This window comes from Pseudomonas sp. W2Jun17 (genome assembly GCF_023127795.1).
Classification (GTDB): domain Bacteria; phylum Pseudomonadota; class Gammaproteobacteria; order Pseudomonadales; family Pseudomonadaceae; genus Aquipseudomonas; species Aquipseudomonas synxantha_A.
The window spans coordinates 195484-214338 of record NZ_SPKO01000014.1 but is presented as its reverse complement, the minus strand read 5'-3'; the positions used below and the strand labels follow the sequence as shown (position 1 = coordinate 214338).

Annotated in this window: 18 protein-coding genes and 1 tRNA gene; 3 read left to right on the top strand and 16 right to left on the bottom strand. The window is 59.6% G+C overall.

The window, feature by feature from the left end; translation table 11 throughout:
* Positions 1-27: 27 nt before the first annotated feature.
* From E4O98_RS11260 to E4O98_RS11210, 11 genes are all read right to left on the bottom strand, one after another.
* Positions 28-1146, bottom strand: a complete 1119-nt coding sequence (locus tag E4O98_RS11260) for a carboxylate-amine ligase (protein WP_248135001.1) — start codon at positions 1144-1146, stop codon at positions 28-30.
* Between the two features lie 6 nt (positions 1147-1152).
* Complete coding sequence (locus E4O98_RS11255) at positions 1153-2097, bottom strand: class I SAM-dependent methyltransferase (protein WP_032880730.1); 945 nt, start codon at positions 2095-2097, stop codon at positions 1153-1155.
* An 11-nt stretch (positions 2098-2108) separates the two neighbouring features.
* Positions 2109-3488 carry an iron-containing redox enzyme family protein gene (locus E4O98_RS11250; RefSeq protein WP_248134999.1) on the bottom strand — a complete coding sequence of 460 codons (1380 nt, stop codon included), beginning with the start codon at positions 3486-3488 and terminating at the stop codon, positions 2109-2111.
* Between the two features lie 186 nt (positions 3489-3674).
* Positions 3675-3950, bottom strand: coding sequence for a type II toxin-antitoxin system RelE/ParE family toxin (locus tag E4O98_RS11245; RefSeq protein ID WP_032880728.1), 276 nt, complete (start codon positions 3948-3950; stop codon positions 3675-3677).
* Positions 3950-4144 (bottom strand): hypothetical protein, encoded by a 195-nt coding sequence (locus E4O98_RS11240; protein ID WP_032880727.1) that lies wholly within the window; start codon positions 4142-4144, stop codon positions 3950-3952. Before E4O98_RS11240 ends, E4O98_RS11245 begins: the two co-directional genes overlap by 1 nt.
* Positions 4145-4292: 148 nt before the next feature.
* Complete coding sequence (locus E4O98_RS11235; protein WP_003192009.1) at positions 4293-6035, bottom strand: ABC transporter substrate-binding protein; 1743 nt, start codon at positions 6033-6035, stop codon at positions 4293-4295.
* A gap of 32 nt (positions 6036-6067) precedes the next feature.
* Complete coding sequence (locus E4O98_RS11230) at positions 6068-6340, bottom strand: DUF2160 domain-containing protein (protein WP_122734058.1); 273 nt, start codon at positions 6338-6340, stop codon at positions 6068-6070.
* 11 nt (positions 6341-6351) lie between these two features.
* Positions 6352-7152 (bottom strand): carbohydrate ABC transporter permease, encoded by an 801-nt coding sequence (locus E4O98_RS11225; RefSeq protein WP_003192012.1) that lies wholly within the window; start codon positions 7150-7152, stop codon positions 6352-6354.
* 10 nt (positions 7153-7162) lie between these two features.
* Positions 7163-8029: a sugar ABC transporter permease gene (locus E4O98_RS11220; RefSeq protein ID WP_005789024.1), complete on the bottom strand. Its 867-nt coding sequence runs from the start codon at positions 8027-8029 to the stop codon at positions 7163-7165.
* Positions 8026-9123 carry an ABC transporter ATP-binding protein gene (locus tag E4O98_RS11215; RefSeq protein WP_148853871.1) on the bottom strand — a complete coding sequence of 366 codons (1098 nt, stop codon included), beginning with the start codon at positions 9121-9123 and terminating at the stop codon, positions 8026-8028. The genes E4O98_RS11220 and E4O98_RS11215 overlap by 4 nt, the downstream gene beginning before the upstream one ends.
* Positions 9123-10217, bottom strand: a complete 1095-nt coding sequence (locus E4O98_RS11210; RefSeq protein ID WP_057703149.1) for an ABC transporter ATP-binding protein — start codon at positions 10215-10217, stop codon at positions 9123-9125. Before E4O98_RS11210 ends, E4O98_RS11215 begins: the two co-directional genes overlap by 1 nt.
* Before the next feature lie 366 nt (positions 10218-10583).
* Here E4O98_RS11210 and E4O98_RS11205 point away from each other — a divergent pair, with 366 nt between their 5' ends.
* A complete protein-coding gene (locus E4O98_RS11205; protein WP_248134997.1) occupies positions 10584-12398 on the top strand; it encodes a sigma-54-dependent Fis family transcriptional regulator in 1815 nt (604 codons plus the stop codon).
* 1 nt (position 12399) lies between these two features.
* On the opposite strand, the gene E4O98_RS11200 is transcribed toward E4O98_RS11205, so the two are convergent.
* The 4 genes from E4O98_RS11200 to E4O98_RS11185 all read right to left on the bottom strand — a co-directional run bounded on the left by E4O98_RS11200 (position 12400) and on the right by E4O98_RS11185 (position 16813).
* A complete protein-coding gene (locus E4O98_RS11200) occupies positions 12400-14517 on the bottom strand; it encodes a TonB-dependent receptor (protein ID WP_248134995.1) in 2118 nt (705 codons plus the stop codon).
* A 135-nt stretch (positions 14518-14652) separates the two neighbouring features.
* Positions 14653-14922: a hypothetical protein gene (locus tag E4O98_RS11195; RefSeq protein WP_248134993.1), complete on the bottom strand. Its 270-nt coding sequence runs from the start codon at positions 14920-14922 to the stop codon at positions 14653-14655.
* 132 nt (positions 14923-15054) lie between these two features.
* Positions 15055-15795, bottom strand: coding sequence for a hypothetical protein (locus tag E4O98_RS11190; protein WP_005789034.1), 741 nt, complete (start codon positions 15793-15795; stop codon positions 15055-15057).
* 601 nt (positions 15796-16396) lie between these two features.
* Positions 16397-16813: an Ivy family c-type lysozyme inhibitor gene (locus E4O98_RS11185; protein WP_248134991.1), complete on the bottom strand. Its 417-nt coding sequence runs from the start codon at positions 16811-16813 to the stop codon at positions 16397-16399.
* Positions 16814-17087: 274 nt separating this feature from the next.
* Here E4O98_RS11185 and E4O98_RS11180 point away from each other — a divergent pair, with 274 nt between their 5' ends.
* Complete coding sequence (locus E4O98_RS11180) at positions 17088-17864, top strand: hypothetical protein (RefSeq protein ID WP_103734580.1); 777 nt, start codon at positions 17088-17090, stop codon at positions 17862-17864.
* A 67-nt stretch (positions 17865-17931) separates the two neighbouring features.
* On the opposite strand, the gene E4O98_RS11175 is transcribed toward E4O98_RS11180, so the two are convergent.
* Positions 17932-18022: transfer RNA gene (locus E4O98_RS11175), tRNA-Ser, on the bottom strand.
* A 152-nt stretch (positions 18023-18174) separates the two neighbouring features.
* Between E4O98_RS11175 and E4O98_RS11170 the strand changes: the two genes are divergently transcribed.
* Positions 18175-18846, top strand: a complete 672-nt coding sequence (locus tag E4O98_RS11170; protein WP_003192030.1) for a Bax inhibitor-1/YccA family protein — start codon at positions 18175-18177, stop codon at positions 18844-18846.
* Positions 18847-18855 lie beyond the last annotated feature (9 nt).

The window sequence follows — 18855 nt, the reverse complement described above, 5'->3', positions numbered from 1 at the left end:
CATCAAAAGGCGCCTGTGCGCAGCCCATCAATGGTCGCCGCGACTCTGAGCGAGCAAGTGGTCGACCACGCTGCCCAGGCTGCCCACCTCATCGGCACCGTCGGCGCGGGCCTGGGCGTACCAACGTAACTGTTCGGTGGCACTGTTGCCGCTCCGCAGCAGCGCTTGCAGCGTATCGAACAGCCGCGGCTCGCCCATGGCCTCTGCGGTGGCACCGAACGTCTGGCGCGCGCAGTGCAACCACTGTTCGGCGCTGCCCATGGCGCCTGTGTCGTCCAACGCAAAGTGACCGCCCGCGCCGTAGCGTTTGGCCTGCCAGCGATTTTCCTTGAGCAGCCAGCGCGTTTGCGCACAGAACCCGGCGCCGGGTCGCTCCAGGCCGCAGGCATGGGTGACCATGACGCGAAACAGCGTGGCCAGGGCCAGGGCATCCGCCAACCGCGGGCAGGCGTCGGTCATGCGCAGTTCGAGGGTTGGGTAACGCGCCGCCGGGCGGATGCCCCACCAGCCGTTGCCATCGGCCTTGATTGCACCCATCCGATGCAGCAACGCGAGGTAGCGCAGGTATTCGTTCCAATCGGCGAAATGTTCCGGCACGCCCATGCGCGGCCATTCATCACAAGCGGCCTGGCGGTAGCTCATAAAGCCGCTGGGCGCGCCATCCCACAATGGCGAGGAGCAACTGAGCAGCAACAGCAGCGGCAGCCACGGTGACACCTGGTTCATCACGGCGATGCGGTCATGGGTGTGCGGCACCTGCACGTGCACATGCAGCCCGCACAATACGCTGCGCCGCGCTACGTATTGAATATCGTCGAACAACTGCTGGAAATGGGCTTGGTCAGTAGGCCGCTGTTCGCGCCAGTCGGCCAACGGATGGCTGCCGGCACACACCACGCCGAGGCCAAATTCACCCAGGCGCTGCGCCAGATTGCGGCGCACTGTCGCCAGGTAATCCGCGGCTTCAGCGCTGGCACTGAATACCGGTGACGCGACCTCGATCTGGCCCTGGAACATTTCATACGCAAAGCCCGCGCCGATCGCCTCACGACACGCCGCCAGCACCGCTGCCGAAGGCTCGCCGAGCATCCGGCGAGTGTGCAGATCGGTGATGAAGTATTCCTCTTCGATGCCGAAAGTGAGCATCGGGGGTCAACGCAGTCGGGTGACGGTGAGCGCAACCACCGCGATGCGCTCCACACGTTCATAGCCAGGTTTTTCCAGCTCCTCGCCGAAGACATCAGGATCCAGTTCGCGGTAGGTCCAGCCGTAGGCATCACGGCCCAGCAACGGCTTGACCGCGTCAAGGAAAGGATCGCCACCCGCCACCATCGCCACTCCGGTATACAGCAACAGGCTGCCGCCCAGGGCCAGGCGTGCGAGGGACTCGCTGACGATGCGCACCGACAACTGCTCCCCCAACGCCCCGCCACCATGGCGATAGGCACGCTGGCGGTCATCATTCATGTACGGCGGGTTGGCGACGATCAGGTCGAACTGCCCTTCGACGCTGGCCAGCACGTCACTGTGGTACACGCTGACATTATTCAACCCGGCCAGCTCGGCGTTCACGGCGGTCAGGCGCAGGGCACGCGGGTTGATGTCCACCGCCAGCACCTGGGCGTCATGCCTGGCCCGGGCAACCACCAAGGCACCCACACCGGCGCCACAGCCAATGTCCACCGCACGCTTGAGCGGTTCGAAACGCTGCTGCAAATGGGCTTCGATCACCTGGGCAAAACGGTAGCTGTCGGGGCCGAAGAACACCGCGTCCGCTTGTACCGTGGGATACGGCGAATGGGCGAACAGCAGATCGTCGAGGCTCGACCAACGCACCGTGCTGCGCCATAAGGCATCGTGCTTTTCGATCACATCGGCTTGCTGCAACTCTTCGCGAAACGCCTCGGGCAACAGGTCGTGGTCGAACGGCATCGACCAGCCGAATACGTCGCGCAGCGTCATCGCCAGCGGCGTCGCCAAACGCCGGTAGACGCGCTCATGGGTCAAGGGCGTCGGCGTAATGAAGCGGTAACCGCTTTCCTTCAACCCCCGGCCCAGGTTCAGCAAGGCACGATCAGCGAGTTGTTGGGCAGACATAGGCACATTCCTTAGCGCAAACGCGCACGCAGTTGGATAAAGCGGCGGGTGGCGTACAAGCCTGCGGGGCTGCTGTGGCGCCGCGCTGACATCCATGGGATCAGCGCACTGAGCTGTTGCTCGTCGGGCAGGTTCCACAGTGAATCGGCCAGGGCCTGGGTGTCGGGGTCCGCCGGGCATTGCTGCTCGCGGGCAAGCCGACTGCCGCGCCCCGGTCGAACCGGCGGCACGCGCTGGCCGCTGGCCCAGTCACCGGCGATCCAGTCATGCAGCAGCTGTTTTTCCGCCGCGCTGAATACCCCGAACATCGCCGCGCCGGCCCCCTCGATCAACTGCCAGAAACGGCTGTCGGCAGGGTCCTGGTTGAGCTTGATCCAGCCCTTGTCCTGCAAGGCGGTGAGGAAATCGCCGATCTGCCCCGGCTTGGCCAGCCATTGGTTGACGGTCTGGCCTTCGAAGCGGCAGTAGTCCGAGTGCATGTGCTGGCCGAAGGTGCGCTTGCGCTCAAGCATCGCGACTACTTCGTCGTGCAGGTTGAACTGCTGGATGACAGCCGTGGTACCCGGGCCAAGATCGTTGAGGCGATACCCAGCGGCGACGCGGCGGTAGAACGCGGCCCTGCCCTCGCCCAGCGGCAGCAGGCCCAACACCGATTGCGCGGCCTTGCTGGCGTGGCCGCTGCTGGCGTTATCGATGGTCACGTGGAGGGTGAAGTAATAGGGGTCGATGCCCAGTTCGCTGAGTTCGTAAGCGGTGATCAGCAGGTGCAGCGGCAACTGTTCGTAGCCCAGGTTGTAGCCGATGACTTCCGGCAGGAATTGGTCGGCGCACAGGCCCAGGGCCAGCTGCAGCGCACCTTGCAGGTAGTGCTCGTCCTCAAGGCCGGCTTCGCTGTCGGCATCGTGGTCGCTGAGCAACTTGCGATAGATCACCACGTGGTTCTGCGCGGCTTCACCGTCGCCCAATTCCTCCAGATAGGTAGTGAGCAAGCCGTCGAAGCGCTGGTCTTGCCAATAGTGCAGCAGGCCGTAGAGCCAGGCGCCATCCACCTGTTTGGTCGGTGCCACACGCTGCAGGACATACAACGCGTGGGCTTTGTTGTGAAAATAGCGCCGTGGCCGGCCTTGCTGGCGCTGCTCAAGGTAGTCGGCATAGGCCTGGGCCACGACGGCGCAGCGCTGTTCGACCCAGGCCGCCAGGTGTTCGGGCGACTCAGGCAAGTCGCAGTCGGTTTCCTCTACCTGGGCCAATTGATCCTGCAGGTAGTCATGCGCCAGTTCGGCGGCGTCTGGCGTTTCGCCGTACAGCTGTCGATACACCCGTTGATGGCGGCCCTGGGCCGAGTCGGTGAGAGAGGCCGGCTGGCCCGACAGCGCTGTAAGGAGTGTCATGATGGCAGTTTCCGCAAAGTCCGTTACAACGGGCCTCCCACAAGGTGGCCCCGCAAGAGCGCTCAACTTCACGCGCTTCTAGAATGCAGAGCGTCGGGGCGTGTGGAAAATTCAAATGAGGTTATGAAGGGGGGGATAAGCGGTCGCAGTAAAGGCGCTCGCTGATGAAATACGAAGGCGGGAGGCTCAGGGATATTCTTGCCGGGCGTGCAATACGTTGACTATTTCGATCCGCTCAGCAGTCACTCTATACACCAGCACATAATTGGGATGTACAACCACCTCACGAGTACCTGGCACCCGGCCGCACGGATACAGATAGGGGTGCTCAGCCAGTGGTAGAGGCGCGCCTTCCAGGCGGGTCTTGATGCGTCGTGCAGCGCCGGGGTTTTCTGCTGCGATAAAAGTCACGATATCAATCAGGTCGCCGATGGCTTCGTCAAGCCAAACAACGGCCAACATCAAGCCTTGGCCCGCTGCTCAAGCTCTGCTTGCAGAATAATCGCCTCAACTCGTGCCATGACCTCGTCATGAGGTACACCGGGGCCGGGGTTGGCCAAGCTTTTTTCGACTTTTTTACGAAACCAGAGATCATGACTACTCGCCTGCTCTTCGGTTTCAAACTCGGAAACAATTGGGGAAAGTGGAACACCCATCAGATAACCTCCTGTATGAATGCTCAGCAGTTTAGTCGTAACCTGGCAGGCTGTCTCGAACCACCGGATGAAATGCAGGGTGTCGCACTTCAAGCTTCAAACAAAACGGCACGTAAACGTGCCGTTGCGTCGTACTCACTCAGCGCTGTTACTTGCGCGCCGCCTCCCACTGTTTAAGCAGATCGTTGTAGTTCACGGTTTCACCCTTGGGCTTCTCGTTTGCCAGTTTCGGCTTCGGCGCGCCCGGCTGGTCGAACCAGTATTGCGCGTCACGCTCGGGGTTCATTTTCGGGCCGCACACCGGTTGCACCTTGGAGCGTTCCAGGCGCGTCATGATCGCGTCCTGCTCCTTGGCCAGATTGTCCAGCGCCTGTTGCGGGGTTTTCTCGCCGCTGGCGGCGGCGGCGATGTTGCTCCACCACAATTGCGCCAGGCGTGGGTAGTCCGGCACGTTGGTGCCGGTTGGCGACCACTCGGTGCGCGCCGGGCTGCGGTAGAACTCCACCAGGCCACCGAGCTTGGGCGCCATGTCGGTCATGGCTTGGGAGTTGATATCAGACTCCCGAATCGGCGTCAGGCCCACGATGGTTTTCTTCAGTGACACGGTTTTGGAGGTGACGAACTGCGCGTACAGCCAGGCCGCGAGTTTCTGTTTCTCAGGCGTGGACTTGAGGAAGGTCCAGGAGCCTACGTCCTGATAGCCCTTCTTCATGCCCTTTTCCCAGTACGGCCCGACCGGCGACGGCGCCATGCGCCATTTCGGCGTACCGTCGGCATTCACCACCGGCAAGCCCGGCTTGACCATGTCGGCGGTAAACGCGGTGTACCAGAAGATCTGCTGGGCAATGTTGCCCTGGGACGGCACCGGGCCGGATTCAGAGAAGGTCATGCCTGCCGCTTCCGGCGGCGCGTAGGCTTTCATCCAATCCACATATTTTTGTGTGGCGAACACCGCCGCCGGGCCGTTGGTATCGCCGCCGCGGGTCACGCTGGAACCCACCGGGTGGCAGTCCTCCACACGAATGCCCCACTCGTCCACCGGCAAGCCGTTGGGCAAGCCCTTGTCACCGCCGCCGGCCATGGAGAACCACGCATCGGTAAAGCGCCAGCCCAGGGACGGGTCTTTCTTGCCGTAGTCCATGTGCCCGTAGATGCGCTTGCCGTCGATTTCCTTGACGTCTTCGCTGAAGAATTTGGCGATGTCTTCATAGGCCGACCAGTTCACCGGTACGCCGAGGTCGTAGCCGTATTTTTCCTTGAACTTGGCTTTCAGCTCCGGGCGTTCGAACCAGTCGGCGCGGAACCAGTAGAGGTTGGCGAACTGCTGGTCGGGCAGCTGATAGATCTTGCCGTCCGGCGCGGTGGTGAAGGACAGGCCGATAAAGTCCTTGAGGTCCAGGGTCGGCGAGGTGAAGTCCTTGCCTTCGTTGGCCATCAGGTCGGTGATGGACTCGGTCTTGCCGTAGCGAAAGTGCGTACCGATCAGGTCCGAGTCATTGACCCAGCCGTCATAGATATTCTTGTCGGACTGCATCTGGGTTTGCAGCTTCTCCACCACGTCGCCTTCCTGTAGCAGGTCGTGGGTCAGCTTGATGCCGGTGATTTCACTGAACGCCTTGGCCAGTACCTTGGATTCGTACTCATGGGTGGTGAGGGTTTCCGACACCACGTTGATCTTCATCCCACGGAAGGGCTCCGACGCCTTGATAAACCACTTCAATTCCTCAAGCTGTTGGGCTTCGGTGAGAGTCGAGGGCTTGAACTCGCTGCCGATCCATTTTTTCGCGGCATCTTCATACGCATCGGCCCAGGCCGAAGCGCTCAAACCGCTGAGGGCCAGTACGGCGGCCAATGAAATGCTATGTCGCAGCTTATTGTTTTTATTCAACATAGAGACCTCCTGGTTGTTTATTCATAAGGGCATTAGCCCCAACGCATCACACTCAACAGCCATAACAGGGAGAGCGCGGACGCCACCCAGATGCTCCAGTCGGTAACGCCGATGACCAGCAAATGCAGGTAGGCGCTGCCGAGAAGACCGATAAACAAGCGATCACCACGGGTGGTGCTGATCGGTAGAAAACCGCGCCGAGGAATGCTCGGCGAACGCAGTTCCCAAGTGGTCATACCCGCCAGAATCAGGGCGATGCCGCCAAAGAACAGCGCAGTGGGGGTGGTCCAGGCCATCCATTCCATCATCGATTCCTCTAGACCCGGCCCAGGGCAAAGCCCTTGGCCACGTGGTTGCGAACAAACCAGATCACCAACATGCCCGGGAGGATAGTCAATACCCCCGCTGCCGCCAGTACGCCCCAATCAATACCCGACGCAGAGACCGTGCGGGTCATTACCGCCGCGATGGGCTTGGCGTTGACCGAAGTCAGCGTGCGCGCCAGCAGCAGTTCGACCCAGGAAAACATAAAGCAGAAAAACGCGGTCACACCAATGCCGGAGCCGATCAACGGAATAAAGATCTTCACGAAGAACTTGGGAAAACTATAGCCATCGATGTAGGCGGTTTCGTCGATTTCCTTGGGCACGCCGGACATGAAGCCTTCAAGGATCCACACCGCCAACGGCACGTTGAACAGGCAATGGGCCAGGGCCACGGCGATGTGCGTATCGAACAGGCCGATGGAGGAATACAGCTGGAAAAACGGCAGCAAAAACACCGCAGGCGGCGCCATGCGGTTGGTCAGCAGCCAGAAGAACAGGTGCTTGTCACCCAGGAAGCGGTAGCGCGAGAACGCATAGGCTGCCGGCAGCGCCACGCTCAGAGAGATCACCGTGTTCAGGCTCACGTAGTACAGCGAGTTGAGATAGCCGGTGTACCAGCTCGGGTCGGTGAAGATCACTTTGTAGTTGGCCAGGGTGAAATCCTGGGGAAACAGGGTCAGGCCGCCGAGGATTTCGGTATTGCTCTTGAACGACATGTTCAACAGCCAGTAGATCGGCACCAGCAGGAACAGGATATAAACCAGTAACGGAATAAGCTTGCGCTTGCTCATGTTGGCGGCCTCAGCGGTTGGCGTCGGAATGGGTCATGGCGGTGTAGAACAGCCAGGACACCAACAGGATGATCAGGAAATACACCAGCGAAAACGCCGCCGCCGGGCCCAGGTCGAATTGGCCTACGGCCATCTGGGTGAGCGTCTGGCTCAAGAAGGTGGTGGCGTTCCCCGGCCCGCCCCCCGTGAGTACGAAAGGCTCGGTGTAGATCATGAAACTGTCCATGAAGCGCAGCATCACCGCGATCAACAGCACGCTTTTCATCTTCGGCAACTGGATATGTCGGAACACTGCCCAGGCCGATGCACGATCAATCCGCGCGGCCTGGTAGTAGACGTCCGGAATGGCCCTTAAACCTGAGTAGCACAGCAGCGCCACCAACGAGGTCCAGTGCCACACATCCATCACCAGCACGGTGACCCAGGCGTCCATGGTGTTGGCCGCATAGTTGTAGCTGATGCCCATGGCGTTGAGGGTCGAACCCAGCAGGCCGATGTCGGCACGGCCAAAGATCTGCCAGATGGTGCCGACCACGTTCCATGGAATCAGCAGCGGAATGGCGAGGATAATCAGCACCAGTGATGACCAGCGTCCTTTGGTCGGCATGGTCAAGGCGATGGCGATGCCCAGCGGGATTTCAATCAGCAGCACACAGGCCGAGTAGATGAACTGGCGCAGCAACGAGTCGTGCAGGCGCGGATCGAGCAGCACCTGCTTGTACCAGTCGGCCCCGACGAAGTAGCGGCTGGACTGGTCGAAAATATCCTGCACCGAGTAATTGACCACGGTCATCATCGGGATCACCGCACTGAACGCCACCAGCAGGAACACCGGCAACACCAGCCACCAGGCCTTGTTGTTCTGCACCTTGTTCATGGCGCCACCTCCAGCAGGTAATCGTCGGCGTAAAGCATCAGCCATTGCGCGGGGAAGCTGATGGACGCCCTGCCCTCCGGCACCGGTTTGTCTTCGGCCAGGCGCACTTTGAGCGTGGCGCCGTCGAGGTTGAGGGTCATGATCTTGTAGGTGCCCAAGTCCTCCACATGCGTGACGTCGGCTTGCAGGGCGTCAGGGTTGTGGTCATCCCATACATGGATAAATTCCGGGCGGATGCCAACCTGGAGTTTTTTGCAGTCGGTCGCATGGATACGTTGCTGCAACGCGTCGGACAACGGCAGCAGTGTGTTGGCAAAGCCTACGCCGCCAGGCTTGGCCTGCACTTCGATCAGATTCATCCCAGGGCTGCCGATGAAATAGCCGACAAAGGTGTGGCTCGGCCGCTCGAACAACTCACGCGGTGTGCCGAACTGCACGATCTGCCCGCCGTACATCACCGCGATCTTGTCGGCGAAGGTGGAGGCTTCCAGTTGGTCGTGGGTGACGTAGACCATGGTGATATTGAACTGCTCATGGATCTGCTTGAGCTTGCGCCGCAGTTTCCATTTCAGGTGCGGGTCGATCACCGTCAGCGGCTCGTCGAACAGGATCGCCGACACGTCATCGCGCACCAGGCCACGGCCCATGGAGACTTTCTGTTTTTCGTCGGCGGTGAGGTTGCGGGCTTTTTTGCTCAGCAGGGTTTGCAGGTCCAGAACTTCGGCGATTTCCTGCACCTTGCTGTGGATTTTCGCTTCGGCCATGCCCTGGTTTCGCAGCGGGAAGGCCAGGTTGTCGAACACCGTCATGGTGTCGTACACCACCGGGAACTGGAATACCTGGGCGATATTGCGTTTCTCCGGAGTGAGGTCGTTGACCACCTGGGTATCGAACAGCACCTGGCCTTCAGAGGGGCTGAGCAGGCCGGAGATGATATTGAGCAACGTGGACTTGCCGCAGCCCGACGGCCCGAGCAACGCGTAGGCACCGCCCTGCTCCCACACATGGTTCATTTCCCGAATGGCGTAGTCGTCAGGCCCTTTTGGCGTGGGGCTATAGCTATGGGCCAGGTTACGCAAATGGATCTCGGCCATCAGGCAACCCTCGCAACACGGCGCCCGGGGGCCTGGACCAAACGGCCCTGGCCATCGAACACAAACAGTTTATGGGTGGGGATATACACGCGGATCGGCGCGTCCACATCGTACTCATGCACCCCCGGCAGGTGCAGCACCAGCAGGAAGTGCTCGCTGCGCACATGCAGGAAGGTTTCCGAGCCGCTGATCTCGGCGACTTCCACGGTCACCGCCAACTCCAGGTCATCGTCATTGCTCGGTACCAGGCTGATATGGCTGGGACGCACGCCGAAACGGAACTCGCCCTCGCCGATGGGGCGCAGGTCGACGTTGAGTGGGAAATGCACGAAATTGGCGAAGCTCACTTCGTTGCCGCTGATGCGCCCTGGCATCAGATTGATCGGCGGTTCGGAGAACAGCTCAGCGGCCAGCACGGTTTGCGGCTGGTGATAGACCTCGGCGGCCTTGCCGCTCTGGATCACCCGGCCTTCGTGAAGAATGGTGGTGGTGCCACCCAGGGCCAGGGCCTCGTTGGGTTCGGTGGTGGCGTAAATGGCGATGGTGTGGCGCGCCTTGAACAGTTCGCGCATTTCCTGACGCAGCTCTTCGCGCAGTTTGTAGTCCAGGTTGACCAGGGGCTCATCGAACAGAATCAGTTCGGCGTCTTTGACCAGGGCGCGGGCCATGGCGGTGCGCTGCTGCTGGCCACCGGACAGTTCCAGCGGGTGGCGTTGCAGGAACTTCTCGATGCGCAGCATCCTGGCGGTTTCCAGCACCTTGCTCTGGATCAGCTCGTTGGACACACCGGCCTGGCGCAACGGCGAGGCGATGTTCTCGAATACGGTCATGGTGGGATAGTTGATGAACTGCTGGTAGACCATCGACACATTGCGCAGGCGTACCGGCTTTTGCGTAACGTCTACGCCGTTCATCAGGATGCGGCCGCTGTCGGGCTTGTCCAGACCGGCCATCAGGCGCATCAGACTGGTTTTGCCGGACAGGGTGCGACCGAGCAAGACGTTGAAAGAGCCGGCTTCAAAACGCAGGTTGGCGTCGTCGATCCAGGTTTGGCCGTCGACAACGCGGGAGACATGTTCCAGGGTCAATGACATGACACGACCTTTTTATTATTGGAATGAATCTGGCCAGGTGTCAGAGCGAGTTTCGTGCCAAAACTGCAAGCGCTTGATGCGTAAGGGAATGGGTTAATGGTGATGTTCAGGAGTGAACAAAGTGGCTGAACAACTGAACACTTTCGGGGTTGACAATGAACAGTTCTGAACAACACTCTCATGACCAACACAAGATAAAAATGTGGGAGGGGGCTTGCTCCCGATAGCGGTGTGTCAGTGAAAAAATGCTGACTGACACACCGCTATCGGGAGCAAGTCGAATCGTCGCACCGCCCCTCCCACACTTGAACTCATTTCAATGGTTGAATGTGCACATCCAATAACAATAAAAATGAAGGTCGCACCATGGCCGAACCACTGGCACACGACACCCTTATCCAGGAATCCTGGCGACGTTGCCGCGCCTTCGGCCTGGACCACCAGAGCACGCCAAGCTTTGATCAACTGCCCGCCGAAGGCATCAGTCAACTCCTGGAAAGCCAGCATTCACTGGTGCAGACCACGCACCAGGAAGTACTGCCCTACTATGAAAACATCCTTAGCAACTCCAACTGCCTGATCATGCTGGCTGACAATCAGGGCCAGGTCCTGACCTCGTGGGGCACCCAGCGGTTTATCGAACCCAAGCTGGCCCGTGGCTTCAGCCCCGGCGCCAGCTGGATGGAACGTGCCAGCGGCACCAATGCCATCGGCACCGCGCTGGCCTGCGCCCAGGCTGTGCATATCGAGCACGATGAACACTTCCTCAAGGCCAACCGTTTCATGACCGGTTCAGCGGCGCCTATCTTTGACGCCCAGCGCGAAATCATCGCGGTGCTGGATGTGTCCAGCGACAGCTACCTGCCGCCCTCCCATACCCTGGGCATGGTCAAGATGATGAGTCAGACCGTGGAAAACCGGCTGATCCTCAACCTGTTCCGTGGCGAACATTTCCAACTGACCTTCAACACCGGCTTGAGCAACCTCGACAGCCAGTGGGCCGGCCTGCTGATCTTTGATGAAAGCGGCCAGGTACTATCAGCCAATCGGCGTGCGGATAACCTGCTGGGCATCAGCCTGTCGCGGGTGATGATCGACAGTCTGTTCAAGGTGTCGCTGCTGGAGTTGCTCAACCAGCCCGAAGGGTTGCCCTTTGCGTTGCAGGCGGCTGGGCGCAACCGCTTCCAGTGCCTGTTGAAGCGACCCAGGCAGATGCCAGTGCAGGCCCGGGTGTTCAGCCAACCGCCGCCAGCGCCGACCTCGATCAACCTCAAGACCCTGCATTTTGGCGATGTACGCATGGAGAAAGCGGTGCGCCAGGCCGAACGCCTGCTGGAAAAGGACATTCCATTGCTGATTCACGGCGAGACTGGGGTGGGCAAAGAGGTGTTCGTCAAAGCCCTGCATCAGGCCAGCTCGCGCAGCCGACAGGCATTGATCGCTGTGAACTGTGCGGCGATTCCGGCTGAGCTGGTGGAATCGGAACTGTTCGGCTACGAAAAAGGCGCCTTCACCGGCGCCAATCAGAAAGGCAGCATCGGCCTGATTCGCAAGGCGGACAAGGGCACGCTGTTTCTCGACGAGATCGGTGATATGCCCTTGCCGACCCAGGCCCGCCTGTTGCGGGTGTTGCAGGAGCGCTGTGTGCAACCGGTGGGCAGCAGTGAGGTGTTCCCGGTGGATTTGCGCATCATCTCGGCGACCAACCGTGCACTGCGCGATCTGGTGCAGGCTGGGCGCTTTCGCGAGGATTTGTACTACCGCATCGGCGGCCTGACCCTGGAGTTGCCGCCATTGCGCGAGCGCACCGACAAGCAAGCGTTATTCCAGCAACTGTGGCAGCAACATCGCGAGCCGAACCAGTGGGCCGGGCTGAGTGCCGAGGTGCTGGGCTTATTCGAGCAACATCCGTGGCCGGGCAATTTGCGTCAGGTGAGCAGCGTGTTGCAGGTGGCGCTGGCGATGGCCGAGGAGCAACCGATCCGCGCAGAACATCTGCCCGATGATTTTTTTACCGATTTGAAGCAAACGGCGCCGCTGCCCACCTGCGAGCGCCTGGATGAAAACCTTGACCTCAACCAACGCCTGCAAGCCGTGGGCGGCAATATTTCCCACCTTGCGCGGGAGTTGGGAGTGAGCCGCAACACCCTGTACAAGCGCCTGCGCCAACACGAAGGTTGATTTAACGCCAGCTCCACGACACGCCAGTGTAGATACCACGCCCATCGGCAGGGGTAGAACGTGCTGCGTCCACGCCTTTGTCGTCGTACCCCGGCGTAACGGTATTGGCATAGCGACGGTTGGTCAGGTTGCGCAGATCGACCCAGGCTTGCCAGTCTTGCTTGGGCGCGTCATAGCCGAACGTGGCGCCGAGGGTGGTGTAGGCCGCGGCGTAGTAAGAGTTGGCGTAGTCCACCGCTACCCGCGAGGCATGTTCGGTGTTGAGGCTGGTGTAGAAACCCGTCGGGTGGCTGTAGCGCACCTGCGCCTGATAGTAATGCTTGGGGATGCCGGGCAAGGTGTTGTCGCCGAAACGGTCATCGTCACGGTAGTGGAAGTCGCTGAAGGTATAGGCCTGGCGCAGGTCGAGCTTGCCGTTGCGGCCGCCGTCCCATAGCGGGCTGAGCAGGCTCAGTTCCACGCCCTGGTGCATGGTGGGGCTGGCGTTGGATTCGGCGATGATCGCGCTGCTGTTGGCAGTCTGGGCCTGGGTTTCCACGGAAAGCAGTTCGTGGCGTACTTCAGAGCGGTAGAGGGCCAGGTCCCACTGGCCGAGCCACGCTTCGCCGCGCCCGCCGATTTCCAGGGTGGTGGCGGTCTGATTGCGTAACTTCACACCTTCGCGCTGTAGCCCCGTAGCCGCGCCGCTGCCCGGACCGAAGTATTTGTTGGAACCCCAGATCATCGACCAGGCGTGCGGCGGTTCTACCGAGCGGCTCAGGTTGGCGTATACCTGCAATTGCGGGGTGAAGTCGTAACGCAGACCGATGCGCGGTGCGTAGTCCCAGTCATGTTGACTGAGCGGCGCCTGGCCATCGGGGTAAGTCACCTGGGTTTCGCGGCGGGTGTAGATCGCGGCAAGGCCGGTGGTGAGCCACAGATCCTCCAGCAGTTCCAGCTCATTGCCTACATGCAGCACGGTGTCGGAGCCCAGGTAGCTGTAATCGCGGGTCTTGGTGCCGGGGGAATAAATGGCGGTGTTGCCTGCAGGGATGCGGACATATTCCGACGCGCCATTATTGGGCATCGCCTGGGTGGTACGCAGGCCGACGGTGGTTTTGCTGGCATGGCCGAACAGGCTGTCCTGACGGATGTAGTTCAGGGTGCCGCTGATATCGGTGTAGGCGACCTTGAGGCGGTTGGTGCCCTCGCGCAGATCCATCGGGTAGTCGTGATAGGCCAGCCCGACTTCCACTCGGGCGTTGTCGTCCAGTTGCAAGGTGGTCTTGTTGGCGATCCAGGTAGAGCCCGGTTGCAGGCGTTTTGAATCGCGGGCGGCGTTGAGGCTGTTGGCGGCACGCGGGTCATGGCTGATCTGGTAGCGCGTGAGCTTGCCGGGGGAATCGTTGGTGGTTTCGCGGTAGCGCAGGTAGAAGCGCGTTTCCAGGTCCGGGTTGAAGCGGTAGCCAAAGTTGGCGGCGATGCCCTTGCCGGTCCCGGCGCTCTGGTGCTGGTAGCCGTCGGACTCGGAATCGGTGAGGCTGATGTAGTAATCGGCATCCCCCAGCACCTGGCCGGAACTGACCTCCCGCTGAGCATAGCCGCGGCTACCGACCTCATAGCGCACTTGCAGCTTGGGCGCGTCGTAGCCGGTGTGGGTCACGTAATTGACCGAACCGCCCAGGGCCAACGCGCCCTGATCGAAGCCATTGGCGCCCCGCAGCACTTCCACGCGGCTTTGCCACAGCGGGTCCTTGAGCTCATAAGGTGTACCGCCCGGGCCCGTGAGCGGCAGACCGTCGAACATTTCATACAGGCCGGACGCGTGGGCACCCGGGCTGCGGTTCAGGCCCGAACCGCGAATGGACAGCTTCACGCCTTCGTTATTCGCCGCCTTGGCGTACACCCCGGCCTGGTACTTGAACACATCTTCGTTACTGCTCACCCGCCCCTGTTGCACGCTGCTCATATCGATGTAATTGCTGCCGCCGGGCACGCGCTGTAGCTGTGCCTGGGCAATTTCGCCGGCACTGGCTTCAGTGGTGGTGACTTCGACTGGCGCCAGTTGCAGGCCTTCGGCCTGTACCAGCGAGCTGAGAGTCAGGGCGGCAAAAAGAAAGGGCGGTTGGCGCAGCAGCATTGGGGCGGGTCCTTGGGATTACGGAACGTGGCAGGCCAGGCCCACCACGCGAACAGTGATGGGAAGGCAGGCACGCCCGTCAGGTCACGCCTTATTGACGAACCATGACCCTGGCAAAACAGTACCTGGCAGGTTTCAGCCAGCCGGCTTCGCCAATTCCCGCATCAGATCATCCGCATCGGAACCCGGCGCAAAGCGGAAACCGTACATTTCATCGGTAGCCAGAATCTCGTCCAGGGCATCCAGCAACTGGGCTTGCGAGGGTGAGTTGCGCAGCAGCGTGTGCGCCGGCAACAGCAACTCGGCAGAGACGCCCTGAGCAGTCGCGGCGTCGATGACCGCGAACAGGATAAACCGCAAACGTATTTCGCGATCCGTGGGCCAAACCGTTTTTCGTTTACCCAAGGGAGGGCCTCGTGTTTAAGAAAAATCCGAGGCTATTGCTCGCAGGCAAGCGTTTCAAGCAGCGAGAGGCAAGATAGGCACCTTCCTACAGCAGAAAGGGAAACACCCCACTGATTGTTCGATGGATGCGCCTCACTGCACCGGCAGGAAGTTCATCAGCAATAAACTTTGCGCGTAATTGAGGCCAATGCGTCGGTAACGCTCATCGAGGATTTGGGTAAGCAGGTCCAGGCGCGCAACGATCTTGCCAAACTCAACGGCAAAACTGAGGTTACTGCCCTCCTCCGATATTTCATTGGAGAACAACAGCAATACACCGTTGGCATCCTGGCGCTGGCTGAGCAGCCAAGTGGCCTTTTCGATATTGCGCGCCGCATTGCTGACAAACTGCGGGTTAATCGAGTCAGTCACATAAAACTGCGTACGCCCGCCGTGGGCGGTCACGAGCATACTGCCAATCGCGTAGATAAACGCGCCGACACGGTCACCACGAAAGTCGGGACTCAGGGAGTAACTCAGGGCGGCCAGATCACGCCGGTCTCCCAGTGCGGGCAAGGGTTGACGGTTTTCGATGGCCTGGCGAATGACCCGGGCGGCGCTCACCGCATCCGGATAGCCCGACTGACGCCACTGGCTGGGATTGCGCAGGTAAAGCTTGCTCATCAGCAGGTAGAGGCTTTGCAGGTTGTCGCGCATCCCCAGGGTGGCCATGCGATCGACACTGGTCTGGAAGAACTCATCGGGCTTGCCATCGCTGAATTGCCTGGCGATATCGCGGCCTTGTTGCTGGCTGCAACCCACTGCGCAGAGCGCGAGCAGCGCAGCCAGCAACAGCGGCCATAGAGAGGTAAAAACAGTTGACGTTCGATCCATCGGCACCGGGTCTGATTCTGTGGGCCACGTGCGGGAGTCGAGTGGCCGGGACAGGGGTAGATCAGCAAAATGGAAAAAAGTGCAGCGGTGCGGGTCGGATCAGCATCGGCTTACAGCCACAAGGAGGTGAACGAGACCACGATGACCAGCAGACGAAGCCCGGCACAGGGCCGTAATGCCGTTCAGAAGGTTTTTTGTAGGAACGAGCTTGCTCGCGAAAAATCACAGGCGCCGCGTTCAATCAGGACACGCGTTATCGTTGACGTTTTTCGCGAGCAAGCTCGCTCCTACAGAGGGCGATTGAGAGGCTGCAAGGGGATTGAGAGTGCCAGGCGTTAGACAAATGGCGTTTAGTAGGCAGTTGGGGTGAAAGAAAAACTGCTGCCGTGCTGAGAAATTCTGCGGCGAACAAGATCTCCCGGCTTCATATCAATTTCTGATTCGATGATTCTTGAGGTGCCGAAAAGCATGTATTTCGAGACACCAAGAATATGCTTGCCAGGGGCCAGCCCAAACCTGGCAACCTCCCCAGGGTGAAACTCGGCAGCCGGTTGGTAGTTCTACCCACCCACCGCTTGCCGCAGCAGAGCGAAACCGCTCATCAATCCTCGGGATTGTTATCAGCAAACGACTTATTCAGCAGGCCCTGGACGACACTGTCGGGCCCACCCAGCAATTGCTTACTGAACGCCTCTCCATCGGCTGGTCGAGTCGCGAGTAACCCCCAGGACTTTGTTCCATCTGCGTTGAAGACCACGATTAGCTGATTGTCTGCACAGTCATGTGGCTTACACAAGTGGCCTACCGTAAAGCGCTTCCCATCAGCCGAAACCGTCTCGACTGGCGACGCTGTGCCCTGAGCTTTGCTGACCCAGTCCGGATAACTGAGCATCTCTGCGTAGGCTTTTTTGTAAGGCGCCTTGCTGGTGATCTCAGGCAGATATTGCTCAGCCCAGGCGCCTCCAGCCGCTAGCACCAGGGAGGCACCCGCCAACATTGAAAGGCTCGATATTTTCATTCGAATTACTCCATCTCGGTGTTTTTTCAGCAGCTTTTTCGCAGGTTGCACTTAAACGCCGGTATGAAGGCTCGGACAGGACACTGTTTTGGAAGTTCGACCTTTCACCTAACAAAGAAGCTTGAAATCATGAGGCAGGGCGAGGACACCTGCACGGTGACAGCGCCATACGGATTCAAGTAAGACAATATGGTGTTGTAGAAAACGTGGTGTTATGACGGCGGTCATACGCTTTGCGTCATTTCGACCCGCACTTCACTTACGGATGAGTATCATGAATGATGATTTGAAGCAGTCAGGCTCTACTACCACCTCGCAAACCACTACCTCGCTGGATCAGGTTAAAACCGGCAGGGCCCTGGATTTTACCTGGGCGCCAAACGCCAACACCACGACCACCATCGTCTCGGCAGACTTTGTCGACTACAAGGTCGACACTGCCCAGGGCAGCCCAACTGGCGACAGCCACTCCATTGCACGATTTACCTATGTCCAGGGCAAAGGCGGTGGCCAGATCAGCCAGCTTTTTCTGGAAGAAATGCGTGCTGGGGTACGCGCCAACACCCAGATCGGACTGATGGTAGGACGCAAATGGGTGCTGGACCCCAACGGGGAAGTCTCCGGCAGCATTGGTACTTACGTGGTCGAGCAATTCGACGACATGCGCGCCAGTGTGAATTATGTCGGTTCCTTCGCCCGGGTCTTCGCTGATCCGAGAATGGTCAGCTACCACGCCGGCGGACATGTGCACACCAATGTCTCTATCACCGGGAGCAGGTCCTTGACCATGGCGGACTCAGGCAAGTCGATCCTGGTTATCAGCGATACAGATGTCACGCTGACAATCGGTGATGATGTGATTGAAGGGTTCAAGGTGAATCTAATTCAGGCGGCCGCCGGCAAGGTCAACATCGTTGTATCGAGCAGCCATGTGATCTACAGCAACGCTGGAAGCCGCACGCACACGCTCAATCCACTGGATGAGCTGGAAGTCAGTACCTTCCCGTTCGGGCCGGTGTTCCTGGCTTTTCGAGTTAGGCCTACAGCCTGAGTAACCCGGCATAACCAAACCCCAGAAACGCAAAAGCCCCGCTTTCGCGGGGCTTTTGTGTAAATCTTGGCGGGAAACCAGGGATTCGAACCCTGGAGACGCTATTAACGTCCGCCGGTTTTCAAGACCGGTGCATTCAACCACTCTGCCAATTTCCCTTGTGCATCACAGGATTATAGTAGCTCATCCCGTGTCAGCGGGCGCCATAATACCCGAATGAAACACACTGTCAAACTCTCTGCATCGCTTGTTACAGAGCGTCTGTTATGATCTTTGCGACTGAACGTTTCAAAACTGAAGGAGTGTCGCCATGCGCGAACAGAATTACGCAGTGAATGGCAACGCGCAGGCTGAGCAGCTTGAAGTCAGCCGCGTGTTGCGCAATACGTACGGCTTGCTCGCCTTGACGCTCGCATTCAGCGGCGTGATGGCGTATGTGGCCCAACAGATGCGCGTTGGTTATCCGAATATCTTTGTCGTGCTGATCGGCTTCTATGGTCTGTTCTTCCTGACCAACAAGCTGCGCGATTCGGCCTGGGGCCTGGTGTCGGCGTTTGCCTTGACCGGTTTCATGGGCTTTATCCTCGGCCCGATCCTCAACCGTTACCTCGGCATGGCCGGCGGTGCGGAAGTGGTCAGTTCGGCGTTTGCCATGACGGCGCTGGTATTTGGTGGCCTGTCGGCCTACGTGCTGATCAGCCGTAAGGACATGAGCTTCCTGGGTGGCTTCATCACCGCAGGCTTCTTCGTGTTGCTGGCGGCGGTGGTGGCCAGCATGTTCTTCCAGATCAGCGGCCTGCAACTGGCGATCAGCGCAGGTTTTGTGCTGTTTTCCTCGGTGTGTATCCTGTTCCAGACCAGCGCCATCATCCACGGTGGTGAGCGTAACTACATCATGGCCACCATCAGCCTGTATGTATCGATCTACAACCTGTTTATCAGCCTGTTGCAGATCTTCGGCATCATGAGCCGCGACGACTGATCAACCAGC